The 26132-nt window shown below is 42.7% G+C and carries 29 protein-coding genes and 7 pseudogenes; 21 read left to right on the top strand and 15 right to left on the bottom strand.

The genetic code is table 11. The features are described 5' to 3' along the window. Nucleotides 1–126: 126 nt before the first annotated feature. The 5 genes and pseudogenes from AC4CU3_RS18765 to AC4CU3_RS18745 all read right to left on the bottom strand — a co-directional run bounded on the left by AC4CU3_RS18765 (nt 127) and on the right by AC4CU3_RS18745 (nt 3709). On the bottom strand, nt 127–831 hold the full coding sequence (locus tag AC4CU3_RS18765) for an IS6-like element IS1008 family transposase (protein ID WP_001067783.1): 705 nt from the start codon (nt 829–831) through the stop codon (nt 127–129). 46 nt (nt 832–877) lie between these two features. After that, nucleotides 878–1066, bottom strand: coding sequence for a cation efflux transmembrane domain-containing protein (locus AC4CU3_RS18760; protein ID WP_004281886.1), 189 nt, complete (start codon nt 1064–1066; stop codon nt 878–880). Between the two features lie 362 nt (nt 1067–1428). After that, a pseudogene (locus tag AC4CU3_RS18755) lies at nt 1429–1608 on the bottom strand (recombinase family protein); the annotation flags it as partial. Nucleotides 1609–1660: 52 nt separating this feature from the next. Further along, nucleotides 1661–2365, bottom strand: coding sequence for an IS6-like element IS1006 family transposase (locus tag AC4CU3_RS18750; RefSeq protein WP_017397959.1), 705 nt, complete (start codon nt 2363–2365; stop codon nt 1661–1663). A 63-nt stretch (nt 2366–2428) separates the two neighbouring features. Next, a complete protein-coding gene (locus AC4CU3_RS18745; RefSeq protein WP_490738484.1) occupies nt 2429–3709 on the bottom strand; it encodes a cation efflux transmembrane domain-containing protein in 1281 nt (426 codons plus the stop codon). A gap of 89 nt (nt 3710–3798) precedes the next feature. Between AC4CU3_RS18745 and cadR the strand changes: the two genes are divergently transcribed. After that, nucleotides 3799–4191, top strand: coding sequence for a Cd(II)/Pb(II)-responsive transcriptional regulator (gene cadR / locus AC4CU3_RS18740; protein WP_000550240.1), 393 nt, complete (start codon nt 3799–3801; stop codon nt 4189–4191). A 93-nt stretch (nt 4192–4284) separates the two neighbouring features. Further along, nucleotides 4285–4446: pseudogene (locus AC4CU3_RS18735) on the top strand (IS6 family transposase); the annotation flags it as partial. A 41-nt stretch (nt 4447–4487) separates the two neighbouring features. Here the strand turns inward: AC4CU3_RS18735 and AC4CU3_RS18730 are convergent. Together AC4CU3_RS18730 and AC4CU3_RS18725 are read right to left on the bottom strand one after the other, a co-directional pair. Further along, nucleotides 4488–4790 (bottom strand): helix-turn-helix domain-containing protein, encoded by a 303-nt coding sequence (locus tag AC4CU3_RS18730; RefSeq protein WP_001140620.1) that lies wholly within the window; start codon nt 4788–4790, stop codon nt 4488–4490. Next, on the bottom strand, nt 4783–5139 hold the full coding sequence (locus AC4CU3_RS18725) for a type II toxin-antitoxin system RelE/ParE family toxin (protein WP_183176160.1): 357 nt from the start codon (nt 5137–5139) through the stop codon (nt 4783–4785). The genes AC4CU3_RS18730 and AC4CU3_RS18725 overlap by 8 nt, the downstream gene beginning before the upstream one ends. 608 nt (nt 5140–5747) lie before the next feature. Between AC4CU3_RS18725 and AC4CU3_RS18720 the strand changes: the two genes are divergently transcribed. Beyond that, a complete protein-coding gene (locus tag AC4CU3_RS18720) occupies nt 5748–6452 on the top strand; it encodes an IS6-like element IS1007 family transposase (RefSeq protein WP_016539138.1) in 705 nt (234 codons plus the stop codon). A 122-nt stretch (nt 6453–6574) separates the two neighbouring features. Here the strand turns inward: AC4CU3_RS18720 and merR are convergent, their stop codons facing one another. Further along, nucleotides 6575–7030: a mercury resistance transcriptional regulator MerR gene (gene merR / locus AC4CU3_RS18715; protein ID WP_001166628.1), complete on the bottom strand. Its 456-nt coding sequence runs from the start codon at nt 7028–7030 to the stop codon at nt 6575–6577. Between the two features lie 71 nt (nt 7031–7101). Between merR and merT the strand changes: the two genes are divergently transcribed. The 7 genes from merT to AC4CU3_RS18680 all read left to right on the top strand — a co-directional run bounded on the left by merT (nt 7102) and on the right by AC4CU3_RS18680 (nt 10812). After that, a complete protein-coding gene (merT, locus tag AC4CU3_RS18710) occupies nt 7102–7452 on the top strand; it encodes a mercuric ion transporter MerT (protein WP_001294659.1) in 351 nt (116 codons plus the stop codon). Nucleotides 7453–7465: 13 nt separating this feature from the next. After that, complete coding sequence (gene merP / locus AC4CU3_RS18705) at nt 7466–7741, top strand: mercury resistance system periplasmic binding protein MerP (protein ID WP_004178136.1); 276 nt, start codon at nt 7466–7468, stop codon at nt 7739–7741. A 27-nt stretch (nt 7742–7768) separates the two neighbouring features. Next, the gene (merC, locus tag AC4CU3_RS18700) at nt 7769–8194 is read left to right on the top strand and encodes an organomercurial transporter MerC (protein WP_000522997.1); all 426 of its coding nucleotides are present in this window, start codon (nt 7769–7771) and stop codon (nt 8192–8194) included. A 38-nt stretch (nt 8195–8232) separates the two neighbouring features. Beyond that, nucleotides 8233–9918 (top strand): mercury(II) reductase, encoded by a 1686-nt coding sequence (merA, locus tag AC4CU3_RS18695; RefSeq protein ID WP_004644736.1) that lies wholly within the window; start codon nt 8233–8235, stop codon nt 9916–9918. A gap of 17 nt (nt 9919–9935) precedes the next feature. Further along, entirely contained in the window at nt 9936–10301 is a 366-nt protein-coding gene (gene merD, locus AC4CU3_RS18690; RefSeq protein ID WP_001277463.1) for a mercury resistance co-regulator MerD, read from the top strand. Further along, nucleotides 10298–10534 carry a broad-spectrum mercury transporter MerE gene (gene merE, locus AC4CU3_RS18685; RefSeq protein WP_001087807.1) on the top strand — a complete coding sequence of 79 codons (237 nt, stop codon included), beginning with the start codon at nt 10298–10300 and terminating at the stop codon, nt 10532–10534. Before merD ends, merE begins: the two co-directional genes overlap by 4 nt. A gap of 65 nt (nt 10535–10599) precedes the next feature. Further along, nucleotides 10600–10812 (top strand): DUF3330 domain-containing protein, encoded by a 213-nt coding sequence (locus tag AC4CU3_RS18680; RefSeq protein WP_000993245.1) that lies wholly within the window; start codon nt 10600–10602, stop codon nt 10810–10812. 79 nt (nt 10813–10891) lie between these two features. On the opposite strand, the pseudogene AC4CU3_RS18675 reads toward AC4CU3_RS18680, so the two are convergent. Beyond that, nucleotides 10892–11515 (bottom strand): annotated as a pseudogene (locus AC4CU3_RS18675) (IS5 family transposase); the annotation flags it as partial. Between the two features lie 45 nt (nt 11516–11560). Then, on the bottom strand, nt 11561–12127 hold the full coding sequence (locus tag AC4CU3_RS18670; RefSeq protein WP_180029048.1) for a recombinase family protein: 567 nt from the start codon (nt 12125–12127) through the stop codon (nt 11561–11563). A 497-nt stretch (nt 12128–12624) separates the two neighbouring features. On the opposite strand from AC4CU3_RS18670, the gene AC4CU3_RS18665 reads away from it, so the two are divergent. From AC4CU3_RS18665 to AC4CU3_RS18655, 3 genes are read left to right on the top strand one after another with little or no spacing between them, the layout of a single operon-like run. Continuing rightward, entirely contained in the window at nt 12625–12960 is a 336-nt protein-coding gene (locus AC4CU3_RS18665) for a hypothetical protein (RefSeq protein WP_035363642.1), read from the top strand. Between the two features lie 49 nt (nt 12961–13009). Next, on the top strand, nt 13010–13189 hold the full coding sequence (locus AC4CU3_RS18660) for a hypothetical protein (protein ID WP_016658770.1): 180 nt from the start codon (nt 13010–13012) through the stop codon (nt 13187–13189). Continuing rightward, a complete protein-coding gene (locus tag AC4CU3_RS18655; RefSeq protein ID WP_004769969.1) occupies nt 13186–13572 on the top strand; it encodes a type II toxin-antitoxin system death-on-curing family toxin in 387 nt (128 codons plus the stop codon). The genes AC4CU3_RS18660 and AC4CU3_RS18655 overlap by 4 nt, the downstream gene beginning before the upstream one ends. 1 nt (nt 13573) lies before the next feature. Here AC4CU3_RS18655 and AC4CU3_RS18650 read toward each other — a convergent pair whose 3' ends face one another. Then, a complete protein-coding gene (locus AC4CU3_RS18650; protein WP_016658769.1) occupies nt 13574–14125 on the bottom strand; it encodes a macro domain-containing protein in 552 nt (183 codons plus the stop codon). A gap of 5 nt (nt 14126–14130) precedes the next feature. Continuing rightward, nucleotides 14131–14814, bottom strand: a complete 684-nt coding sequence (locus AC4CU3_RS18645) for a hypothetical protein (RefSeq protein ID WP_016658768.1) — start codon at nt 14812–14814, stop codon at nt 14131–14133. Between the two features lie 209 nt (nt 14815–15023). Between AC4CU3_RS18645 and AC4CU3_RS18640 the strand changes: the two are divergent. From AC4CU3_RS18640 to AC4CU3_RS18610, 7 genes and pseudogenes are all read left to right on the top strand, one after another. Then, a pseudogene (locus AC4CU3_RS18640) lies at nt 15024–16349 on the top strand (ISNCY family transposase). Nucleotides 16350–16495: 146 nt separating this feature from the next. Further along, nucleotides 16496–17496: pseudogene (locus AC4CU3_RS18635) on the top strand (ISNCY family transposase); the annotation flags it as partial. A gap of 85 nt (nt 17497–17581) precedes the next feature. Beyond that, nucleotides 17582–18457: an IS982-like element ISAba825 family transposase gene (locus AC4CU3_RS18630; protein ID WP_000102417.1), complete on the top strand. Its 876-nt coding sequence runs from the start codon at nt 17582–17584 to the stop codon at nt 18455–18457. A gap of 2 nt (nt 18458–18459) precedes the next feature. Then, nucleotides 18460–18810 (top strand): annotated as a pseudogene (locus AC4CU3_RS18625) (ISNCY family transposase); the annotation flags it as partial. A gap of 580 nt (nt 18811–19390) precedes the next feature. Then, nucleotides 19391–19621 (top strand): antitoxin, encoded by a 231-nt coding sequence (locus AC4CU3_RS18620; protein ID WP_000401521.1) that lies wholly within the window; start codon nt 19391–19393, stop codon nt 19619–19621. After that, nucleotides 19618–20013, top strand: coding sequence for a type II toxin-antitoxin system tRNA(fMet)-specific endonuclease VapC (vapC, locus tag AC4CU3_RS18615; protein ID WP_063454755.1), 396 nt, complete (start codon nt 19618–19620; stop codon nt 20011–20013). The genes AC4CU3_RS18620 and vapC overlap by 4 nt, the downstream gene beginning before the upstream one ends. 160 nt (nt 20014–20173) lie before the next feature. Further along, complete coding sequence (locus AC4CU3_RS18610; protein WP_176538575.1) at nt 20174–20605, top strand: DUF6392 family protein; 432 nt, start codon at nt 20174–20176, stop codon at nt 20603–20605. Between the two features lie 121 nt (nt 20606–20726). Here AC4CU3_RS18610 and AC4CU3_RS18605 read toward each other — a convergent pair whose 3' ends face one another. Then, a complete protein-coding gene (locus tag AC4CU3_RS18605; RefSeq protein WP_279045267.1) occupies nt 20727–22061 on the bottom strand; it encodes an ISNCY family transposase in 1335 nt (444 codons plus the stop codon). Nucleotides 22062–22269: 208 nt separating this feature from the next. Here AC4CU3_RS18605 and AC4CU3_RS18600 point away from each other — a divergent pair. Further along, nucleotides 22270–23215: pseudogene (locus tag AC4CU3_RS18600) on the top strand (IS5 family transposase). Between the two features lie 111 nt (nt 23216–23326). On the opposite strand, the gene AC4CU3_RS18595 reads toward AC4CU3_RS18600, so the two are convergent. Together AC4CU3_RS18595 and AC4CU3_RS18590 are read right to left on the bottom strand one after the other, a co-directional pair. Further along, nucleotides 23327–25051 (bottom strand): bifunctional protein-serine/threonine kinase/phosphatase, encoded by a 1725-nt coding sequence (locus tag AC4CU3_RS18595; protein ID WP_000751934.1) that lies wholly within the window; start codon nt 25049–25051, stop codon nt 23327–23329. Between the two features lie 51 nt (nt 25052–25102). Beyond that, nucleotides 25103–25912 (bottom strand): formate/nitrite transporter family protein, encoded by an 810-nt coding sequence (locus AC4CU3_RS18590; protein WP_000323725.1) that lies wholly within the window; start codon nt 25910–25912, stop codon nt 25103–25105. Nucleotides 25913–26132: the final 220 nt, after the last annotated feature.

Here is a 26132-nt window from a genome sequence, read left to right as displayed (position 1 = left end):
CTCTATGTAGCTATTTCTAATATCTTTATAGATAGGGAATGAGTCTGTACGTACAGATTCATTCTCAAATTTACGGCACTGTTGCAAATAGAGATTTGAGTCGATGATGTTCCCTTTAAAAAGTGCTTAGAGACCGAAAACCCTGTTGATTAGACACACTTCACCCTGAGGCTGACCATAATAAAATGACGATGCTTGTCCTTTACGTAGTGCACGCATGACTTCAATACCTTTAATTGTCGCATAAGCAGTCTTCATAGATTTGAATCCTAATGTGGCCCTGATGATTCGCTTTAACTTACCATGATCACATTCAATGACATTATTTTTATACTTAATCTGCCTGTGCTCAATATCTACTGGACATTTTCCTTCTCGCTTTAATCGTGATAAAGCATGGCCATAGGTCGCTGCTTTATCTGTATTGATGACCCTTGGAATTTGCCATTTTTTCACCGTATTGAAGATCTTTCCTAGAAAACTATAGGCTGATTTACTGTTCCGTCTAGCGGAAAGGTAAAAGTCAATCGTATGACCCCGTTGATCAACTGCACGATACAGGTAAGTCCATCGCCCCTTCACTTTGATATAAGTCTCATCCATATGCCATGAATGTAAATCTGTAGGATTACGCCAATACCAGCGTAACCGTTTTTCCATTTCTGGAGCATAACGCTGAACCCAACGATAAATTGTACTGTGATCCACATTTATGCCTCGTTCAGCGAGCATTTCTTGAAGTTCACGATAGCTGATGCCATATTTACAATACCAACGAACAGCCCAAAGAATGATTTCACCTTGAAAGTGCCGACCGTGGAAGGGATTCATCTGCTGTATCTCGAAATAAATAAGATATTTAGCTTATCATGTCAGCCTATTTGCAACAGTGCCAAAGTAACCCCCCGACATCAGTTAAGTTATGCCCTGCATCTGCCAGTAAGGCCATAGAGCCCGTATGCCAGCCATAAATTGCTTCAATTGCCACGAATCCTAAATTTAATACAATACCTATTGCAAAAGCAGTTCCATAATTGACTGTCCCGTGGATATGAGAATGAGACATAATCAGTAAATATTCCAAAGAAATTATTATTAGTAATTAAAGCATTTTAAACTTCAAAGCAATTTCTTATTTTTCAAAGGAATCTTATAGCAACCGGCTATATACCAAGAATAGTAAACGTAACTCAGATATCCCTTCACTAACAGGTTCAGTATCTCCGAAATTTCTATCTTCTACATAGTCAATCCGAACTCGTATTCGTCTTTTAGCTTGTTGATCTTTTAATTTATAAAAATAAAAAATCAAATACTTAGTGTAAATTTGGTATTCTAAAAGCGGACATTTTTACTTTGGAGAAACCGGACATTTATATTTTGGGCTTACATAAGCTAAACTAAATATAGTCGTAAATTTCAATTGAGTTATTCATCGGCTTTTAAATAACGGTATACCGCTTGGCGACTAATTCCAAATGCCTGGCCTAATGCCATTTTTGAAGGATACTTCCCTTCCTTCCATGCTTGTCGCAAAGCGTCAGCTTGATCAGGCTTCAATTTATGTACCCGGCCTTTGTACTTCCCTTGAGCCGAGGCGAGTTTAATGGCACTGTTGCAAATAGAGATTTGAGTCGATGATGTTCCCTTTAAAAAGTACTTAGAGACTGAAAACCCTGTTGATTAGACACACTTCACCCTGAGGCTGACCATAATAAAATGACGATGCTTGTCCTTTACGTAGTGCACGCATGACTTCAATACCTTTAATTGTGGCATAAGCCGTCTTCATAGATTTGAATCCTAATGTGGCCCTGATGATCCGCTTTAGCTTGCCATGATCACATTCAATCACGTTATTTTTATACTTAATCTGCCTGTGCTCAAGGTCTGGTGGACATTTACCTTCCCGTTTTAACCGTGATAAAGCACGTACATATGTGGGTGCTTTATCCGTGTTGATCACTTGTGGAATTTGCCACTTCTTCACATTATTTAAAATTTTTCCAAGAAAACAATATGCTGATTTGGTATTACGTCTAGAAGAAAGATAAAAATCAATGGTATCGCCACGTTGATCGACTGCACGATACAGATAAGACCATCGTCCATTCACTTTTACATAGGTTTCATCAATATGCCACGAGCTCAGATCTGTAGGATTACGCCAATACCAGCGTAAACGTTTTTCTATTTCAGGAGCATAACGTTGAACCCAACGGTAAATAGTCGTGTGATCAACATTCACACCCCGTTCGGCCAGCATTTCCTGCAGTTCACGATAGCTAATGCCATATTTACAATACCAGCGCACAGCCCAAAGAATGATTTCGCCCTGAAAATGCCGACCATGGAAAGGATTCATATGCTGCACCTTTAGCTAAAACAGTCTTCAGCTTACCATTCGTGGTTATTTGCAACAGTGCCCTTACTTCAAAGCCAAAATCTTTCGGGCACCATTCAGTACGAATAAAGAAACCAGTATGCCAATGATTAAGTCTGGATAAGCTGATCCCGTCCACGCCACGAGTACACCGGCAAATATAACGCCCATATTTACGACAACGTCATTCGCCGAGAAAATCCAACTGGCTTTCATATGTGCGCCATCTTCTCGATGACCAGAAATAAGATATAAGCATGTCACGTTAGCTATAAGTGCGAGCAGGCCAATAACAATCATGAGCGTTGATTCTGGCTCGCTTCCAAACATGAATCGTCTAATGACATCAACAATCACGATAACAGCAAGTAATAACTGAATCCAACCTGCGAAATGGGCTGCTTTTATTTGATATTTCGCAGCTTTTCCGACGGCATATAGCGCAATACCATAAACGGCTGCATCGGCAAACATATCTAGAGAATCAGCAATCAATCCTGTAGACGCAGCAATAATACCGCTGATGAATTCTATAAAGAAAAGTAGAGCATTAATACCTAATAACAGTTTAAGTACTTTAGCTTGTCTCACAGGATCAGGTTCATTAGGTATATCGCCTGAAGAAAGCTGTGTTTCATCAAGTTTCGCCCCAAAACCCAGTCCTTCGAGTTTAGCTGTAATTTGCTGAATCCCTTCATTATGGAAGACTTTCAGTTTTCGATTGGGAAGATCAAAAGTAAGACCTTTAACTGCTTCAATATCTGCAAGAGCCATACGGACCATTTGCTCTTCAGCAGAGCAATCCATTTTAGGAATGGTATAGGTACTTGTTTGCTTAGCCTGTTGATTGCTTATATAAGTTTCAGTCTTCACAAGCTTTGCACCAAAACCCAAAGCTTCAAGTTTGGTGGTTATATTTTCATCTTTTTGATTATGTAGAACCTTTAAAGAACGGTTAGGTAAATCAAAGATGAGTTTTTGAACACCATCAATTGAAGATAGCGCCATACGAACCATCTGTTCTTCCGCAGAACAATCCATTTTGGGAACTAAGTATTCACTCATGTAGTGCGAATCTTTTAAAACGTCTTCAGTGCTTAAATTTTCTTTGGGATCAGAACCATAACAGGATTGAGCGGTATCTTCACAACTGTTTGAAGTGTTACAGCAAGGAGATGAAGATTTTTTTTCTTCCTCTTCACCACAACAGCTAAGCGTATTATAACAATTCTTTGAATTGTTTGCTTCTGCAATTGATGGATGATTTTCTTGTTGAGATTTCTTATCTTCGCATGGTGTTTCTTTACTACATCCACAACCACTCATAATTATACCCATTAAAAAAATTATAAACTTTGAATATTAGAATCCCTATAGTTACTATAGAGTCAAGAATCTTTGGAAATACTAACTCAATGCATTTAAAAATTGGTGAACTCTCTAAAAAAACCTCATGTTCAGTATTAACAATTAGGTTTTATGAAAAGGAAGGTTTAATTCCGGAACCGGAAAGAACGGAAGGAAATTACCGCCTTTACGATGTAGGCTATGTTGAGCGAATTAAATTTATTTTGAATTGCCGAACTTTAAATATGAGTTTGAATGAAATTCGTCAATTACTTACCTATAAAGACAAACCTGAGAAAAATTGTTCAGATGTGAATGAATTAATTGACTTACATGTCAGTGCTATCAGAGAAAATATAATCAAGCAACAAAAGCTTATTGAACAACTATCTGATTTAAGAGGTACTTGTGATGGTTTATGTACAATTGACCAATGTGGAGTTTTAAAAAATCTAGCTTGATTATCTAGACCTATGCTTTTTTCAAAAAATCGGCACTGTTGCAAATAACCACGAATGGTAAGCTGAAGACTGTTTTAGCTAAAGGTGCAGCATATGAATCCTTTCCATGGTCGGCATTTTCAGGGCGAAATCATTCTTTGGGCTGTGCGCTGGTATTGTAAATATGGCATTAGCTATCGTGAACTGCAGGAAATGCTGGCCGAACGGGGTGTGAATGTTGATCACACGACTATTTACCGTTGGGTTCAACGTTATACGAATCTAAAAATGGGAGCCTATAGCTCCCATTTTTATTGTTAAACGTTGAATCCTATATGTTTTCCTGTTGGAAGCTCTACATCAATACGGAGCTTCCCACCCATTGCCTCAACATACTTTTTCATGGTTGAAATCTTAAGATCATTGCCACGATTTTCTATTGCTGAAAGCGATGGCTGTTTTATTCCCAAAGTTTCAGCAAGCTCTTTTTGAGAAATTTCGAGTTCTTCACGAATAAGATGAAGCTGATTTTCTAGCAGTAATTCATCAGCCATTTTTTGAATACGGGCTTGGCTCTCTGGAGAGCGGCTAGCTAACAATTCTTGCAGAGTCTTAGCCATTAGATTTATCTCCTTGGGTAGTGAGATGAAGTTGGTATTGTTCATCTGCAATATCCAGCATGTCTTTATAAAAACGCTTTTTACCGCCTTTATCAGCAATACATAGAACAATAGCCTGTCGTAAGGGATCAAATGCGAAGAAAGCTCTTAAGGGTCTACCGCGATGTTGAACACGCAGTTCTTTCATATTGGTAAATTTAGACTCATACACAGTATCTACTAAAGAACGGCCTAAACTCGGTCCCTGCTGCTGTAGAACAACCAGGGCAGCTAGGACCTTCTCTTGTGTAGGTTCATCTTGCTGTTCAAGCCACTGATTAAATAGATCTGTCGTAATGACTGTCCACATACCACAACAAAAATATAGATTATAGTCTATATTTTAGAGGCATTATGCTTGTTTTGCAAATGAGAAATGATAGGCAATAAAAAACCCCGGCATCCTGCCAGGGTTTTTTATTGGAACATTAGGTCTCTGTGCTCTTGCGTGTCTTATATAGCGCCATCCTGGTGCTTATTTTTAATTATATGGAACTTCCTGTTCCTGACCACTTAATCATATGAAAATTCTACTGTTCCAGATAGCCGCAAAGGGCCGAGATTGATGTGAGCCAAAGCGTACAAAATAGCCTAAATTTCATCCACAGCAATTGGGGATAGTTTTCGCCCTAGAAGAGCTGAGAACATTGGGAAAATGCCAAAATTGAGCATTTTTTAGACGATTTTATTGGCGAAAGATTACAAATCTGCTTAAAAAAACACGAGTTGTGAAAGCGTGTGTTTTCTGATCTTTTTGGTTTTGGTTTTATTGTGTCAAGTATATGATAAATAACACTATTTAAAAAGACTGTTATTCACCAATTAAAATGTCTATGCGATAAACCATTTAAAATGGGCACTGTTGCAAATAGGCTGACATGATAAGCTAAATATCTTATTTATTTCGAGATACAGCAGATGAATCCCTTCCACGGTCGGCACTTTCAAGGTGAAATCATTCTTTGGGCTGTTCGTTGGTATTGTAAATATGGCATCAGCTATCGTGAACTTCAGGAAATGCTCGCTGAACGTGGAGTGAATGTTGATCACACCACAATTTATCGCTGGGTTCAGCGTTATGCTCAAGAAATGGAAAAACGTTTACGTTGGTATTGGCGTAATCCTACAGATCGACATTTATGGCATATGGATGAAACTTACGTAAAAGTGAATGGCAAATGGGCATATCTATACCGTGCAGTTGACCAACGTGGCCATACTCTTGATTTCTATCTTTCTGCTAGACGAAATACCCATTCAGCTTATTGTTTTCTTGGTAAGATTTTGAATCATGTCAAAAAATGGCAGATTCCACGAGTCATAAACACTGATAAGGCTCATACCTATGGCCGTGCTTTGTCGCGACTAAAACAGGAAGGAAAGTGTCCTGAAGACCTGGACCATCGACAGATTAAATACAAGAATAACGTGATTGAATGTGATCATGGCAAGCTCAAACGGATCATCAAGGCTACGTTGGGATTCAAGTCTATGAAAACGGCTTATGCCACAATTAAAGGAATTGAGGTTATGCGTGCTCTACGCAAAGGACAAGCTTCATTATTTTATAACGGTAATATTCTAGGAGAAGTTTGGCTAGTAAATAGAGTTTTCGGTCTCTAAGCTTTTTTGAAGGGAAAATCATTGACTCAGATCCCTATTTGCAACAGTGCCGTCAAAACTGCAAGTATGCAGTCTTGACCAGGCATCTAGGGGTCGTCTCAGAATTCGGAAAATAAAGCACGCTAAGGCGTAGTCACCCCGTGACTCCCCCGCGCCGATGCAGCGAGCTTCGTTCCGTCTTGCAGTGACGCAATCAGCGGGCAGGAAACGTTCCCTTTCCGCGCATGGCAGGCGCACACCAGTTCAGACAGCACGGCCTCCATGCGTGCCAAGTCGGCCATCTTCTCGCGCACATCCTTGAGCTTGTGCTCGGCCAGGCCGCTGGCTTCCTCGCAATGGGTGCCATCCTCCAGCCGCAGTAGCTCGGCGATTTCGTCCAGGCTAAAGCCCAGCCGCTGGGCCGATTTCACGAACCGCACTCGTGTTACATCCGCCTCGCCATAGCGGCGAATGCTGCCATAGGGCTTGTCTGGCTCCGGCAGCAGGCCCTTGCGCTGGTAGAACCGGATGGTCTCCACATTGACCCCGGCCGCCTTGGCAAAAACGCCAATGGTCAGATTCTCAAAATTAATTTGCATATCGCTTGACTCCGTACATAACTACGGAAGTAAGCTTAAGCTATCCAAACCAAATTTGAAAGGACAAGCGTATGTCTGAACCACAAAACGGGCGCGGCGCGCTCTTCGCCGGTGGGCTGGCCGCCATTCTTGCGTCGGCCTGCTGCCTGGGGCCGCTGGTTTTGATCGCCTTGGGGTTCAGCGGGGCATGGATCGGCAACCTGACGGTATTGGAGCCGTATCGGCCGATCTTCATCGGCGCGGCGCTGGTTGCACTGTTCTTTGCCTGGCGGCGCATCGTCCGACCGACCGCAGCCTGCAAGCCGGGCGAGGTGTGCGCGATTCCGCAAGTGCGCACCACCTACAAGCTCATTTTCTGGTTCGTCGCCGTGTTGGTCTTGGTCGCGCTTGGTTTTCCCTACGTCATGCCATTTTTCTACTAATCAGGAGTTCATCATGAAAAAGCTGTTTGCCTCCCTCGCTCTCGCCGCTTTCGTTGCCCCCGTGTTCGCCGCCACTCAGACCGTCACGCTGTCCGTGCCTGGCATGACCTGCGCCTCTTGCCCGATCACTGTCAAGCACGCGCTTTCCAAGGTTGAGGGCGTGAGCAAGACCGACGTAAGTTTCGACAAGCGCCAGGCCGTCGTCACCTTCGACGATGCCAAGACCAACGTCCAGAAGTTGACCAAGGCGACCGAGGACGCGGGCTATCCGTCCAGCCTCAAACGCTGATCCGTTAACCGAACTCGGGAGCGACACATGGGACTCATCACGCGCATCGCTGGCAAAACCGGCGCGCTCGGCAGCGTCGTTTCCGCGATGGGCTGCGCCGCCTGTTTTCCTGCCATCGCCAGCTTTGGCGCGGCCATCGGACTGGGCTTCTTGAGCCAGTACGAGGGGCTATTCATTGGCATCCTGCTGCCGATGTTCGCCGGCATCACGTTACTCGCCAATGCTATCGCTTGGCTCAATCATCGACAGTGGCGACGCACGGCGCTCGGCACGATAGGCCCGATCTTGGTGCTGGCAGCGGTGTTTTTAATGCGGGCTTACGGCTGGCAGAGCGGTGGACTGCTCTATGTCGGCCTGGCCTTGATGGTTGGGGTGTCGGTCTGGGATTTCATCTCGCCAGCACATCGCCGCTGCGGGCCGGACAGCTGTGAATTGCCAGAACAACGTGGCTGACGGCAACAGCCGTAGCCACCACAGAAAAGGAAAAATACATGACCACCCTGAAAATCACCGGGATGACCTGCGACTCGTGCGCGGCTCACGTCAAGGAAGCCTTGGAGAAAGTGCCCGGCGTGCAATCGGCGCTGGTGTCCTATCCGAAGGGCACAGCGCAACTCGCCATTGAGGCGGGCACGTCATCGGATGCGCTGACTACCGCCGTGGCCGGACTGGGCTACGAGGCAACGCTTGCCGATGCGCCACCGACGGACAACCGCGCCGGCCTGCTCGACAAGATGCGCGGCTGGATAGGGGCCGCTGATAAGCCCAGTGGCAACGAACGCCCGTTGCAGGTCGTCGTCATTGGTAGCGGTGGCGCGGCAATGGCGGCAGCACTGAAGGCCGTCGAGCAAGGCGCGCACGTCTCGCTGATCGAGCGCGGCACCATCGGCGGCACCTGCGTCAACGTCGGCTGCGTGCCGTCCAAGATCATGATTCGCGCCGCCCACATCGCCCATTTACGTCGGGAAAGTCCGTTCGACGGCGGTATCGCGGCGACTGTGCCTGCGATTGACCGCAGCAAACTACTGGCCCAGCAGCAGGCGCGCGTCGAAGAACTGCGCCATGCCAAGTACGAAGGCATTCTGGACGGCAACCCGGCCATCACCGTTGTACATGGTGAGGCGCGTTTCAAGGATGAGCAGAGCCTGGTCGTCCGTTTAAACGATGGTGGCGAGCGCGTGGTAGCTTTCGACCGCTGCTTAGTCGCCACGGGTGCCAGCCCGGCCGTGCCGCCGATTCCAGGCCTGAAAGAGTCACCCTACTGGACTTCGACCGAGGCCCTGGTCAGCGACACCCTTCCCGAACGCCTAGCCGTGATCGGCTCGTCGGTGGTCGCGCTGGAACTGGCGCAAGCCTTCGCCCGGCTGGGCAGCCAGGTCACGATCCTAGCTCGCAACACGCTGTTCTTCCGCGACGACCCGGCCATCGGCGAGGCCGTTACAGCCGCGTTCCGTGCCGAAGGGATCAAGGTATTGGAACACACGCAAGCCAGCCAGGTCGCGCATGTGGACGGCGAATTCGTGCTGACCACCGGGTACGGTGAAATACGCGCCGACCAGCTGCTGGTCGCCACTGGCAGGGCACCGAACACGCGCAGCCTGGCATTGGAAGCGGCGGGAGTCGCTGCCAATGCGCAGGGGGCCATCGTCATCGACAAGGGCATGCGCACCAGTACGCCACACATTTATGCGGCTGGCGACTGCACCGACCAGCCTCAGTTCGTCTATGTGGCGGCAGCGGCCGGCACCCGTGCTGCGATCAACATGACTGGCGGCGATGCGGCCCTGGACCTGACCGCAATGCCGGCCGTGGTATTCACCGACCCGCAGGTCGCCACCGTGGGCTACAGCGAGGCGGAAGCACATCACGACGGGATCGAGACCGACAGTCGCACCTTGACCTTGGACAACGTGCCGCGTGCGCTTGCCAACTTCGACACACGCGGCTTCATCAAGCTGGTCATCGAGGAAGGTAGCGGACGGCTCATCGGCGTGCAAGCGGTGGCCCCGGAAGCGGGTGAACTGATCCAGACGGCGGTGCTCGCCATTCGCAACCGTATGACCGTGCAGGAACTGGCCGACCAATTGTTCCCCTACCTGACCATGGTCGAAGGGCTGAAGCTCGCGGCGCAGACCTTCAGCAAGGACGTGAAGCAGCTTTCGTGCTGCGCCGGATGAGGAAAAGGAGGTGTTCAATGAGCGCCTACACAGTGTCCCGGCTGGCCCTTGATGCCGGGGTGAGCGTGCATATCGTGCGCGACTACCTGCTGCGCGGATTGCTACGGCCGGTCGCGTGCACCACGGGCGGCTACGGCTTGTTCGATGACACCGCGTTGCAACGGCTGCGCTTTGTACGGGCTGCCTTCGAAGCGGGTATCGGCCTGGACGCACTGGCGCGGCTGTGCCGGGCGCTGGATGCTGCGGACGGTGACGGTGCGTCTGCGCAGCTTGCCGTGTTGCGGCAACTCGTCGAGCGTCGGCGCGAGGCCCTGGCCAGCCTCGAAATGCAACTGGCCGCCATGCCAACCGAACCGGCACAGCACGCGGAGAGTCTGCCATGAACAGCCCAGAGCACTTGCCGTCTGAGACGCACAAACCGATCACCGGCTACTTGTGGGGCGCGCTGGCCGTGCTCACCTGTCCCTGCCATTTGCCGATTCTCGCCATTGTGCTAGCCGGCACGACGGCCGGCGCGTTCATCGGGGAGCACTGGGGTATTGCAGCCCTCACGCTGACCGGCTTGTTTGTCCTGTCTGTGACGCGGCTGCTGCGGGCCTTCAAGGGAAGATCATGACCGCTTCCCAGCCAGCCGAGAGTGGGCAGCTTTGAGCTTCGCTACCAATCTGGAGGAGTACCACCATGAACGCAAACGCCCCGAACACTGCCAGTTGCACCACCTGCTGCGTATGCTGCAAAGAAATTCCGCTCGATGCCGCCTTCACCCCGGAAGGCGCGGAATACGTCGAACATTTCTGCGGGCTGGATTGCTATGAACGCTTCCAGGCACGCGCCAAGGCCGCGACAGAATCTGACATTGCGCCTGTCCCTGGCGGTTCGCAGCCGTCAGATTGAAGCATTCTTCAAATTAACATAGGGACTGGCTTTGTTGCATAAAGGTTTGAAAGATAGAGCGATCCTAATTGAGCCAAATTCAAGTGACAACTTGGGTGTGAGGGCGCCCCAATTCTGTGAATTTGTTCAAGACGGCTACGCGTGCATGAATCTCATTCACCTGACTAGGAAAACTCCTTGCTGTTAATTTATCGCCTAATAATTTGATGCAATGCATCTTGGTTTCCACCAAACTTCGACGATGATAACCAGACCACTTTTTCCAAAGTGACCTTCCTAGCAGTTTGACTGTTTTCAATAACTCATTTCGTTCTATAGACCTGACTTGCTGATCTTTCCAAGGCTTTGCATTCTTCCTGGGTGGAATGACCGCATGTGCATCACGATTTAAAATGACTTGTCGGCAGTGCTTTGTGTCATAAGCACCATCTGTATAGACTGAATCAATTCGTTCATCCAAGGGAACTTGAGAAAGTAAATCTTCGAGCACTTGTGAATCGCTGACATTATTTGTCGTGAGTTGTACTGCACGTATTTGAAGGGTTTCAGCTTCTATAGCAATATGGAGCTTACGCCATTGGCGACGATATTCAGATCCATGTTTCTTGCATTTCCATTCACCTTCACCTAGAAACTTCAAGCCAGTAGAGTCCACGAGTAGATGCAGACCATCTCTACTTTTTTGGTAGCTAATTGTAATATCTGAATAGCCACTGATTTTGTAGGCACCTTTCAGTCCATCTAGTGACTAATTAATTTGTTTTAAATACCGATAGACAGCCTGTCTACTGATACCAAACGCTTTTGCCAGATCAACTTTTGATGAATACTTCCCTTCTTTCCAGGCTTGCAGTAATGCTTTAGCTTGATCTGGATTCAATTTATGGACACGACCTTTATATTTGCCCTGAGCTGCTGCGATCTTAATCCCTTCTTTCTGACGTTCTAAGATAATTTCCCGCTCGAATTGAGCAAAAGCACCCATCAGTTGCAGCATCAAATTATCCATCGGCGTGGATTGGGCAGTAAAAGTAATATTCTCTTTTACAAACTGGATGGCGATCCCTCGTTTGACCAGTTTATCTACTTCAGTGACCAAATCTTTCAGGCTTCGCGCAAAACGATCCATGGAATGTACAATCACCCTGTCCCCTTCCCGGACATAGTTCAACATTTCCTGAAATTTAGGTCGGTCAGTATTTTTACCTGAAGCACGGTCAACAAAAATCCGGTCGACTTCAATTCCCTCAAGTTGACGTCCAGTGTTTTGCTCGACAGAACTTACCCGGATATACCCTACTTTTTGGCCTTTCAATTTTTCACGCCCCAATTGGATAAAAATGAACAATTTCGTAAATTATAAATCTTTAATACTAAAGTTACATGTTATTTATGATTAAAAATCATTTAAATGATACATAATTTCATGAACTTTCAGATTGTAACTTTAGGGTATACTCTATAGTTACATAATTCGTGATTTAAAGAGACCTAGAAAAATAGAAATGGTATTTATTTGAGCTAATCAAAGTTGAGAAACTTTAGAATTCTTGCGTTAGTCAAATTTTAAGCAGCCAAAAGCTATATTTTATGAGGTTTTAGCCAATTCAAAAATTAGATAAACTATACTTTCGCAAGAGGTCTTTTGATTAAATAATAAGCGTGGAACGTGAAAAATCATAAAAAAAGCCCACCTTGGGGAAGATGGGCTATCAACTAGAAACTACAGCATTGATTTCTAAAGAGAATTATAACGAATTTCGTATAAGGTGTATTATGTTAATTTTAGGGAAATTAATCAGTTGATGAAAAATGAAAATAGGAATTTTTTGGTTTTTGCAAAAGCAAGTTATCGGCATAGCTCATCCATTCAATTTAAATGATGCAGATTCAATAGGCTTAATTGATAGTCCATATACACATGTCGATTATTGGAAAAATATGCAAAGTGTATACCCAGAACTACGTCATTATGAATATGAACAGATTCCAAGGGGTAGGGTAATTTTCGACGCAAATAAAGGAAAAGCAATCGTGTATATGGACAAAAAATTATTTAACACAGTAACAGCCACTAAAATTTATGATTTCTTTGATATAGATTCAGAAAATGCTATTCCAAGAAAAGATCCTCACTATCGTACTTAATTGTTTAATTTAGGCTAAAATGAAATTCTCTTTTAATAGGGGTATGAAGATGAGAAAGCGTTTAAAAGACTATAGCCTTGATCAAGTTTCAAATCGCCAAAAGGTTTCAGGTCAAGTATTACCAATTCAATTTAGCAATGATGAAGCAACAAAACGTGTTGTGATGCACAGTGCTAAACGAGTTATTAAGCAGCATAAAGCAGAACTTCAAGAGCTTGCTTATAAATGAGTTTGATTAGCTCAACATTCGTGATCGCTGTACATGATGAGATCCTATTACAAACTGGCGTGGGGCGAACAGGCTGTCATATTGAAAAGCTAGAAAGCGTATTAAGCCGTATAGATCAGCAGATGTATTACAGCAATGTAAGCGACATTTTTGAGATCGCAGCATGGTTTGGTATTGCTATCTCAAAAGGTCATGCTTTTGTTGATGGTAATAAAAGAACTGGTTTAGCTGTAATGCTGACTTATCTAGAAATTCAAGGTGTTACCATTCAGGAACAAACAGGTTTAGATGATTTGATGGTCGATATTGTTGAATCACAAGAAGAACATGAATTGTTAGCCAAAATTGTGGCTGAATTCTTATACGAGCTTTCGATAATTTAAACTAAGAAATCAGAATCTGAATATTTGGATCATCGATATTCGATAAAATATTCTTATAAATTAAATAATTTTCATCCTCTCGGCAGATAAAAAATACTTCTGCAACATGATCATATTGAGGCAACATAGAGAGTATGGTGCCAATCGCAATTTCAGCAGCCTTTTGAGGTGGAAAACCATAAACACCTGTACTAATACATGGAAAAGAAACAGTGAGTGCATGAATTTCATTAGCTTTGAATAGTGCATTACTATAAGCATCACAAAGCAATTGTGGCTCATTGTGTTCGCCATCTAACCATCGTGGTCCAACCGCATGAATAAGGTATTTAGCAGGCAGATTACCTGCTGTTGTTACTTCTGCTTGACCTGTAGGGCATCCACCTTTTTCTTGATTTAGACGAACACATTCTTCTTTCATCAATGGTCCAGCTTTTTTATGAATCACATAATCAAGTCCCCCACCACCAAGCAAAGATTTATTTGCTGAGTTAACGATGGCATGTACAGCAAAAGCTGTTATATCTGCTTGGATGAGATGGACTTTTTTCATAAATTTTATGCAATACCGCGATCTTTTTTAAATTGAGAAATAATAGGATTTAATTCAGATCCACAGAATTCAATATACTCATTTGTAATTCCACGACCACTAGAAGGATGTGGCAACCCAACTACAGTGCAGTTTTCAAATTTATTGATATAAGCCAATGAGCCATGATAATCAGGCATTCTTAATGTTTGCAATTTTTCAATTTCATTGCCCATAATTGGAGTGAATTTATCCCTTACTTTATAAAATTTTAGTACCTTAGTTAAAAGCTCACTTCCCATAAACAGAATTACTTTAGGTCTAAGTTCTTCTATATGTGCTATAAAATTATCAACATTTTCATCTTGTTTGTAGAAAGGAATTGCAGAACGAGATTTTTTTGATTCTACAGCCCAATTAGTTTGTACAATCATTTTGTCGAAAGCATCGCCTAAGCCTTCCTCATTTAGAGGATGCCCCCACATAGAAAACCAAGTTCTAATTCTTTTATCGTATTTAATCCATGTCTTAGCAACATCACCATATCGCAATGATTTATTAGAAAAGGTACATTCTTTAGTCATATCTATTATAACTTCTTGCCCCTTACTTTGTGATTCTTCACCCCATTCATAACCACAAATCATTAATCCGTTTTTATCATTAAAGCCTGCGAAAATTGAATTTGCTAAATTTAGACTTTTTCCCATTTTATCTTCTCTGATACTTTTAAGATTCAAATTATCACATATATTTCATATAAATCATTTATATGGAAAGTTTTTTATAGATATAAAAATACACTTAACATAAAATCTCTTATACGAAATGGGTTTTGTAACTCCAAAATAGAAATGTCCGCTTTTAGAATATGCACTTCTGCAATTTCCTTAGCGGACGGTTTGATATGTTGGTGTCTATGTCGGATAAAGAACTTAAACGATTGTCGGTCTTGCAGGAAATCTGCGATCAACGCATAACTCAATCCCAGGCTACTCAGCTACTTCATATTTCAGAACGTCAGATCAGACGCTTACTGCAGAAATACAAAGCCCAAGGTCCAGTTGCATGAGCCCATGCCGGTCGTGGCCAAATCAGCAATTCCAAACTTCCTGAAGAACTCAGACTCAAGTGCCTCAATATTGTTTCTGACCAACTCCATGGTTTCGGACCCACTTTAGCGCATGAAAAGCTCACCACCGTACATGGATTCGATCTTTCAGTAGAAACCCTGCGTTCCTGGATGATTGCAGCTGACTTATGGATTCCTCGATCCAAGCGCCTGAAACGCCCGTATCAGCCTCGTTATAACCGAGATTGTTATGGTGAACTGATTCAAATCGATGGCTCACACCATGACTGGTTTGAAGGACGCGCTGCTAAGTGCTGTCTGCTGGTATTTATCGATGATGCCACAGGAAAATTACAGCATTTACGCTTCTGTGAGTCAGAATCAACCTTTGACTATATGATTTCAACACGCTTATATGTCGAACAGCACGGTAAGCCTTTAGCATTTTACAGCGACAAACATTCAGTCTTAAGAGTGAATCAAAGCAGCAAGAAAGACACCAAGATTACCTAGTTTGGACGTGTACTCAGCACCCTGAATATCGATATCATCTTCGCTAATTCACCGCAGGCCAAAGGCCGTGTGGAACGTGCTAACAGAACCCTTCAGGATCGTCTGATCAAGGAGATGTGCCTGGAAGGCATCTGTTCGATTGAGCAAGCGAATGCCTGGCTACCCTGCTTCATTGAGCAGTTCAATCAGAAGTTCGCCAAGCTGGCTTTTAATCCTAAGAATCTACATCGGCCTATCACTGAAACAGCCGAAGAATTAGATGATATTTTTACTTGGCGTGAACCCCTCAGAGTCACGAATAGCCTGACGATTACTTATGATAAATGCGTATATCTCCTGGAAAACACCGAAGAAAATCAAAGGTTGATCGGTAAGTATCTTTAGTTCCTTGAATACCCGGATGGTACTGTAGCCATCATGCATAATAGCCGAAAGATCAATTACAGCCTCTTCGATAAATTAAGTCAGCTGAATCAGCGAGAGATTGTTGAGAATAAACGGTTGGGTGCTGTTCTGAATCATATCCAACAACAGCATGAAGAACTGGAACAGCAAAACAAACGTAATCGTTCTCAAAAGATGCCAAGCAGACGTGCACAGAAAACAGCAATTCAAGAACGAAATCTAAATCCTGTGCTTGACTTGGAAATGTCCATATAGGACATTTCTATTTGGTTATTAGGTAGGACATTTCTACTTAGGAATAACACTAAGTGTAACTCCAAAATAGAAATGTCTATATTCTCACCAATAAAAATGTCTAGTTTATGATGGTTTAAACATCATAGACTGGATATGAAATATAGATGCTGATCACTATGTCTGACAAAGAAATTCAACGTCTTGCTGTTCTGCAAGACGTTCGAGATCAACGTATTAACCAAGTCCGTGCTGCAGAAATTCTTAATCTTTCAACCCGTCAAATAACCCGATTATTGCACAAGCTAAAGCAAGATGGTGTTTCAGGCCTGATACATGCCAGTCGTGGTCAACCAGGTCATCGTCGCCATGATGATTTATTAAAATCGAAATTTTTTCTATTATTTCTGAACATCTGCTTGGATTTGGACCCACCTTGGCGCATGAGAAGCTCAGCAGCATGTTTGCCCTAGATATCCCGGTAGAAACGCTTCGGCGGTGGATGACGGCAAATGACCTCTGGATTCCTCGATCCAAGCGCCTTAAACGTCCATATCAGCCACACTATAACCGGGATTGCTTCGGTGAGCTAATCCAGATTGATGGCTCATATCATGACTGGTTCGAAGGACGCGCTGCTAAGTGCTGCTTGCTGGTTTATATCGATGATGCTACTGGAAAGCTGTTGCATCTGCGCTTTTGTGAGGCCGAAACGACCTTTGACTATATGCTTTCAACCCGAGCCTACATTGAACAATACGGCAAACATCTGGCCTTTTATAGCGACAAACATTAGGTCTTCCGAGTGAACCAAAAATCTAGCCTAAACAGCCAGATCACGCAATTTGGCCGGATTCTGAATGAGTTAAACATTGATATTATCTTTGCCAACTCACCACAGGCTAAAGGTCGCGTAGAACGCGCGAATAGAACCCTTCAAGACCGGTTGATCAAGGAGATGCGTTTGGAAGGCATCAGTTCAATTGCCGAAGCCAATGCATGGCTACCCTGCTTCATTGAGCACTTCAATCAGAAATTTGCCAAGTGTGCGAGAAACTCGAAGAATTTACATCTACCCCTAACCGAATCTAATCTTGAACTGGATGATATTTTTACCTGGCAGGAACCGCGTAAGGTCACGAAGAACCTAACCATCACGTATGATAAATACGCCAATCTCAACTTTTTAAGTCATTGAAATAAAAAGGACATAACCTCATTTTAAATCCGTCTATGAAAATAAAATTACAGTTATGTCCACTGAAGAATTTATCATCATTGTCTATTTAATCATAGAGGAAATTTACCCAACTATAGTCTCTGAACCATTAAGAAAACGTGGTTTTCCACCTGCTTTAACCGATATTGAAATTATCACAATGCAAATTGTTGGTGAGTGTCTCAAAATGGATACGGATAAAAGCATATGGATGTTTTTTAAAAACAATTACTTAAGTTGGTTCCCTCATTTAGGTTCATATCCTAACTTTTGTAAGCATTGTGCAAACTTATGGCAAGTTCATCAAAAAATCACAGCCCAATTAACTGCACATTATGGTCAGGATCATATTCATTTTATTGATGGATTTCCTATACCTGTTTGTCGTTATAGTCGAGCAAAAAGACACAAGAATTTCAAAGAACATGCAGGTTTTAGTTATTGTGCTGCACAACAAGAGAAATACTATGGTTTTAAAGGGCATCTTGTAATTAATTTGGAGGGTATGATTACTGGCTATACTTTCGCTCCAGCAAATGTAGATGAGCGTGATGTTGCACCAGAAATCACAGAAAATATTCATGGGTTACTAGGTGCAGATAAAGGTTACTTAAGACCCAGCTTGAAAGAATACTATAAATTTCAGTATGTTGATCTACAAACTCCTTTAAGAAAGAATATGCCGGACTCTAGATCTCAAGAATCAATGAGGTTGCTTATGAGAGCACGAAGGAAAATTGAAACGGTCATTGGTCAATTAACTGATCGCTTTAATATTCAAAAAGTAAGGGCAAGAGATTTATGGCACTTATCGCATCGTTTTATCAGAAAGATTTTGTCACATACGGTCTGCGTCGTTATGAATAAAAAATGTGGTTATTCGCCGATTCAATTTGAAAAGCTTATTTAAAGTTGAGATTGGCGTATAAATGTATTTATATACTTGAACCGACAGAGCTGAATCATAAGCTTGCTGGGCAATACATTTCAATTCTGGAGTATCCGGATGGCACTTTGGCCCTCATGCATGAAGGACGAAAGCTCAACTACAGCATCTTCAATAAATTGGCTGGGCTGCAGCAAAATGAGATTGTTGAGAATAAACGGTTAGGTTCAGTCCTGGCGCATATTCAACAGCAACATGAAGTATTGGAAAAACAAAATAAACGTTCCCGGGCCAAGAAAAGTATGCCGAGTCGTAAAGCTCAGAAAGCTGTTATTGAACAAAGAAATTTAAATCCTGTGCTTGACTCTTGTGGTTAAAAACAGGACATTTTAAATGGTTTATCGCATAGACATTTTAATTGGTGAATAACAGTGTTTTTAATATTACTTTAAGATCAGTATCTTATCGTTATTCATACCCTCTGGAACGTTCTCGTTCAACCGACTTGGAAACAAGTCGGTTTCTTTTTAAGCAAAACTGTAACTTTTAGCCAATAAAATTGATCAAAAAACATTCGTTTTTGCATTTTTTCCTGATTTCTCAAGGGTCACAGTTCATAAATAATCCCCAATTTCTGCGGACAACTCTTGGGATAAAATAGGCCAACTTTGTAAGCTAAAACTTACATGAATTTAAGATTTTTGAGGATTGGTAATCCAAAGCATTAGCCCTATGATGAATACATAAGGGAACTGGATGTTTCCAGAAAACAAGAATAAGAAAATAGCGCAAGGAATGGGCAGCACGAGATCAGTAAGACGAGCACCCCGATATGAAAAAGCCCGACAGGATGTCGGGCTTTTTTATTGCCTTATGATTTTAATTTCACTTTGACTTTACAAGATTTAATGTTAAGATATATATCAATGATATATATCTTGGTTTCGGGAGGTAATTATGGAAATTGCGAAAGTATTTCAAACTGGTCGCAGTCAGGCTGTTCGCTTGCCTAAAGCCTTTCGCTTTAATGGCACGGAAGTGGCCATCAAAAGCTTCGGTCGTGGTGTATTACTCATGCCCATCGACAATCCTTGGGATGTCATGTTAGAAGCAATAAATGAGTTTGAGGTTGGATTCCAATTGGAGCGAGCTGATCAAGGCGAACAGCTCCGTGAGGAGTTCAGATGATTTACCTCTTAGACACAAATATTTGTATCTATGTCATCAACAATAAGCCTCAACAAGTTTTTGAGCGCTTTAAGCAATATCAACTCGGCCAGCTTGCGATTTCGAGTATCACGGCATCTGAGCTGGCTTTTGGTGTAGAGAAGTCTGGATCTGAACGCAATAAAAAGGCGTTAAACAAGTTTTTGTCACCTTTAGAGATTCTTCCTTACGATGAACAGGCGATTTGGCATTACGCCAAATTACGCCAGAATCTTCAATCTACAGGTAAACCGATTGGCAGCTTAGATATGCTGATCGCTGCTCATGCTTTGGCATTGGATGTTGTATTAGTTACGAACAATACAAAAGAATTTGAACGAATTGATGGTCTGAAGCTAGAGAATTGGGTCTAATCGCTATATCTAGCCCGCCCTATGCAGGGCTAGAATTCGTATAAGAGATTTATGTTAAATGGATACAGCTTTTGAAAATTTTAACTTTGAATCAGAGATTTCATTTTTAATATGATAAAAACCAAAGGATAAAGAAAATTTTGATTTAGGTATGTCATAAGTGAATTTTTCAGGTGATGTAGAGGTTTTTTTATCTTGTCTTGGAACTAAAGAGTCAAGTTCAGATATTTTGAAAGCAGTTATTCTTGTTGCAAGTGAGTTTGACTCATTAGAGACTAATTTTGGTGGAGAAAAGCTATCCTATTGGCAATTTTTTAAGAGAGGTATTACGTTCAGGTTTAATGAACATCAGATACTAGATACCATTTTCATCTACGTCAAAGAGAATGAAGAATATTACCCATACCCATTTTTAGAAAATCTGATCACAGGTATTAATCACAAAAGTACGATGCAATCTGTAGCTAATTTATTTGAAACCCCCGAAAGAGAAAGTAACAGTTGGCTTAAATACAAAATATTTGATAATTATTTACATTTTGAGTTTCATAATTCATTAGAATTGAAACAAATTACAATGGGACAATATTAATACCATGTTATTAATTTTTATGTATTTTTTTAAATTTAAACCCTAGATTTGAGTCTAGGATTTTTTATGTTATTCACCAATTAAAATGTCTATGCGATAAACCATTTAAAATGTCCTGTTTTTAACCACAAGAGTCAAGCACAGGATTTAAATTTCTTTGTTCAATAACAGCTTTCTGAGCTTTACGACTCGGCATACTTTTCTTGGCCCGGGAACGTTTATTCTGTTTTTCTAGTTCTTCATGCTGCTGTTGAATATGCGCCAGGACTGAACCTAACCGTTTATTCTCAACAATCTCATTTTGCTGTAGCCCAGCCAATTTATTGAAGATGCTGTAGTTGAGCTTTCGTCCCTCGTGTATGAGTGCCACAGTGCCATCCGGGTACTCCAGAAATGAAATGTATTGCCCAGCAAGCTTATGATTCAGCTCTGTCGGTTCAAGCAGATAAATACATTTGTCATACGTCAGGGTCAGATTCTTGGTGACCTTACGCGGTTCCTGCCAGGTAAAAATATCATCCAGTTCAAGATGAGATTCGGTTAATGGCCGATGCAGGTTCTTTGAGTTTCGCGCACATTTGGCGAACTTCTGATTGAACTGCTCAATAAAGCAGGGCAACCATGCATTTGCTTCTGCAATCGAACCGATTCCTTCCAGGCGCATCTCCTTGATCAGACGGTCCTGAAGGGTTCTGTTCGCTCGTTCTACGCGGCCTTTGGCCTGTGGGGAATTGGCGAAGATAATATCAATGTTTAACTCATTCAGAATCCGGCCAAATTGCGTGATCTTGCTGTCTTGGCTGGATTTCTGATTCACTCGGAATACCGAGTGTTTATCGCTATAAAAGGCCAAGGGCTTGCCGTATTGCTCAATGTAGGCTCGGGTTGAAAGCATATAGTCAAAGGTCGTTTCAGCTTCACAAAAGCGCAGATGCAACAGCTTGCCGGTAGCATCATCGATAAATACCAGCAAACAGCATTTGGTGGCTCTTCCTTCAAACCAGTCATGATATGAGCCATCAATCTGGATCAGTTCACCGAAGCAATCCCGGTTATAGCGTGGCTGGTATGGGCGTTTTAGACGTTTGGATCGAGGAATCCACAGGTCATTGGCCGTCATCCAGCGCCGAACCGTTTCTACCGGGATATTCAGGTCAAACATGCTGCTGAGCTTCTCATGCGCCAAGGTGGGTCCAAATCCAAGCAGATGTTCAGAAATAATGGAAACACATTTTGATTTTAACAAGTCGTCATGGCGACGATGACCAGGTTGACCACGACTGGCATGCGCCAGACCTGAAACACCATCTTGATTGAGCTTCTGCAATAATCGGGTAATTTGACGGGTGGAAAGATTCAGGATTTCAGCAGCACGGACCTGGGTAATACGATGATCTCGAACGTCTTGCAGAACTGCAAGACGTTGAATTTCTTTGTCAGACATAGTGATCAGCATCTATATTTTATATCCAGTCCATGGTGATAAAAATCATCATAAACCAGACATTTTTATTGGTGAGAATATAGACACTTTAAATGGGTTCTAACATTTTAATTTCGTAAAACCGCCATTATGTTAAATTTAGAACATGTTACTTTAAGTTCATAGAGGCTTTGTTGCACAAACCTATCTGTAAAGGCTTTTTCAGCGATATAATTTTCAAATGAAGAAGCCTACACATAAAATCTACCGCACAACCAATTGGCCCGCATATAACCGAGCACTCGTTCATCGCGGAAATATTGCCATTTGGTTTGATCCTGCTACGCAATGGTATGCTCCATCAAAAGGCAAAATAAGGGCGAAATCAAACCTACTCCGATGCAGCCATCCAATGCTGCTTAATGATTAAATCCTTATTCCGTCTGTCTTTACGTATGGTCACTGGCTTTGTGCAAAGTCTGATTAAACTTTGCGGATTAAATTGGATAGCTCCAGATTACACCACGCTTTGTAGAAGACAAAAGCATATTGATATTGTAATCAGCTACCAAAAAAGTAGCGATGGGCTGCATCTACTCATGGACTCTACAGGCATGAAGTTTCTAGGTGAGGGCGAATGGAAACGCAAGAAACATGGACCTGAATATCGTCGCCAATGGCGTAAACTTCATATTGGTATAGATGCTAAAACCCTGCAAATACGAGCAGTTCAGCTTACAACCAATAATGTCAGTGATTCACAGGTGCTTGGTGATTTACTTAATCAGATTCCACAAGATGAGCGGATTGACTCTGTTTATACCGATGGAGCTTATGACACCAAGCAATGCCGTGAGGTCATTGCAGATCGGCAAGCGCATGCGGTGATTCCACCTAGAAAAAAATGCGAAACCTTGGAAAGATACAAAGAGCAGCTCGCTAGATCGAAATGAATTACTTCGAACAGTTAATCTTGGAAGCAGTGCTTCTCAGGCAGGACACTATGGAAAAAATCAGGCTATCATCGGTGAAGTTTGGTTGAAACTAAGATGCACTGCATTAAATTATTAGGAGATAAACTCAGAGCAAGGCGTTTTGATAGCCAAGTCAATGAGATTCATGCACGTGTAGCAGTCCTCAACAGATTTACGGAATTAGGTCGACCACTTACCCAAATTACGCCTTAAATTTAGCTCAATTAGGGGCGCTTTGCATTTCAAATCTTTGTGCAACAAAGCTGTTTGAATAAAAACTTATCTATGTACCTTCAATTTTAAGCATGGTTTGATCCTATCTTTTCAAATAAATGGCCATGCAATACTCAGTAAAAATAATAGCCCTAATACGGCGCAACTCATTTGCCAAAAACGTAAAGGATCTCGTTCAATGATTGCTGGTGGTTTAGAGTTTAATAATTCTTTGGAAGGATGCATTAGATTATGAATGAGTTCAGACAAGGCCTCAAAACGATGTATCGGTTCAATACTCAGCGCTTGGCCTAAAATTTTATCTAACCATATAGGTAAATCTGGCCGATATTTCCTGATGGAATGATATTGAACTTTTTTCATCTGCTTTAAACTGTTACAGCGAGCTAAATCTGTCCCATAAGGTAATTGTTTGGTGAATAAATAATAGGCCATTACCGCCAAAGAAAATTGGTCTGAATGTACAGATGGCGAATGATCAATAAAATACTCCGGTGCCATAAATGCCAAGGTTCCGAGTGCTCGATTCGCATTTTTAGGATTAATTTCGACCAGGCCTCTTACTGCCGTTGAACCATAATCAATCAGTTTAATTTTCATGGCATTTTCTGCATTTATAACCATGATGTTTTTTGGTCGTATATCCTGATGTAGCATTTCCAGCCGGTGCATTGCATTTAAAGCCAAGGCTGTTTGTTGCAAAATTGGTAAAATCTCATCCAGATTTAAAGGCTTTTCTTGGCGATGCAGCCATTGAGCCAAGGTTTCACCCTGTAAATATTCATAACATTGGAATAAATATTTTTTCTCAGTGTTATGTGGATAACACTGCATCAGGTTGTCATGTTTCAGACGTTTCGATACCCAATCTTCGAGTTGAAACTGCTCTACGGCATTTTTATCTTGCTGTAAATCTACCCCCAAAGTTTTTATAACCAAGGGCTGCTGCTGAGTATCGTGTGCCAAATACAGGCAACTGCGATGATTTTGGTGCAAAATTTTATCAATCACATAGCCTTCAAACACTTCACCTTTACTGAGCTGTTGTGGAAATACATAATCCTGCTGAATATGAAACTGATTCAGTTCAGGCAGCTGTTCTACATGGATCACCTGGAGACTTAAGTTATCATCACTGCCCTGTTCTAAAGCTTTTTCAACGAATGCTTTGGCAAGTTGATTTAAATCTGCATCTACTAAAATTAAATCTAATAATTGTTGATCTGTGACAAATTCATAGACCCCATCCGTCATCAGTAAAAAAATATCTTTTTCTTTGAGCTCAATATTTCGATAATCAATTTCAATACGATAGTCGGCACCTAAGGCTCGGCTAAGATAATGCTCTCTTGAAGACAACCAGACACGATGATCATGGGTCAGTAATTCAATTTCATGATCGCGAATGCGGTAAATACGACTATCACCAACATGAAAAACATGGGCTTGTTGCTGTTTTAAAATCAGTGCAGATAAGGTACAGACATAACCTCGGTCTTTATCAAAACGTCCTTGACTTTGTTGAGTCTGTGCATAAAGCCATGAATTGGTCGCGCGGATCACCCGTTCTGCTGAAGTCTGTGTACTCCAGGCATCTGAAGTAGAATAATAGTCAGATAAAAAACTGCCAACGGCGGTTTCTGCTGCAAGATGACTGACATTACTGCTACCGATTCCATCCGCTATAACACAGGCAATACCTTTCTGTTTCAGCACATGTCCTTCGGGCAGATATACTCCATGGAAATCCTGGTTCTGTTGTTTAATTCCGGCAGTAGAATATTGCCCAATACTGACTTTTAATGTTTTTTTCATGCTGAAAGCTCAAAAAGGGATCTATATGATCCCTTTATAAAATGGTGAATATTAAAATTCTTTTTTAACACCAGTACGGACATGGGTTGTATAAAGTGCCAGACCTGTTAATGCCAAACCACCCACCAGATTACCTAAAGCAACCGGCAGTTCATTCCATAGGAAGTAGTCAGCAATCGAGAAGTCACCGCCCATCATCATGGCAAATGGGAACAGGAACATGTTAACGACAGAGTGCTCAAAGCCCATGGCAAAGAACAGCATAATTGGCATCCACATGGCAATGAATTTGCCACTCACCGTAGTAGACATCATCGCGCCAATGACACCTAATGACACCATCCAGTTACACAGCATGCCACGGATAAAAATAGTCATCCAGCCGGCGAATCCGTATTCGGCATAACCTAATGTCCGCTCCTCGCCAATATGCGCAATTTTCACGCCGACAGGGTTTGGATCCGCTGCAAAACCCATGGTATAAACCGCTGCCATGAGCACTGCAACGACTAAACAGCCTGTAAAGTTCCCTACAAACACCAAGCCCCAGTTTTTTAGAATACGTCCCCATGTCACCCCTGGGCGTTTATCTAGCCATGCCAGCGGCGTAAGTACAAATACCCCAGTTAACAGGTCATAGCCCAATAAATACAACATACAAAAACCAACTGGAAACAGGAGCGCACCAATTAGTGCTGATCCTGTTTGCACGGCTATGGTAATGGCAAATACTGCTGCCAGTGCCAAAATCGCACCTGCCATAAAGGCACGAATCAATACATCACGGGTTGCCATATGTAATTTGGATTCACCCGCATCTACCACTTTTTTTGCAAACTCTGCAGGAGCAAGATATGCCATGTCATCGTCCTCATTTTTAATATCTGGACCTGTTTTTAAACAAAAAGACGCCTAAGGTCTTTGAAACCTTAGGCGTCGTTGCCTTAAATATCAGAACAGGTAATTTTGTTATGGCGCCATTGCCATGCTTGTTATAAATAAAGCAAAAGCTGTGCCATAAATTATTTAAAAATCATTCAATTTTTTACGCTCTATTTAAAGCTAATTTCGTCCTCTAGTT

The sequence above is a fragment of the Acinetobacter sp. 802_lipA genome (assembly GCF_058242885.1).
Note: the sequence above shows the minus strand (reverse complement) of the source record. Positions and strands in the feature narration are given on the sequence as shown.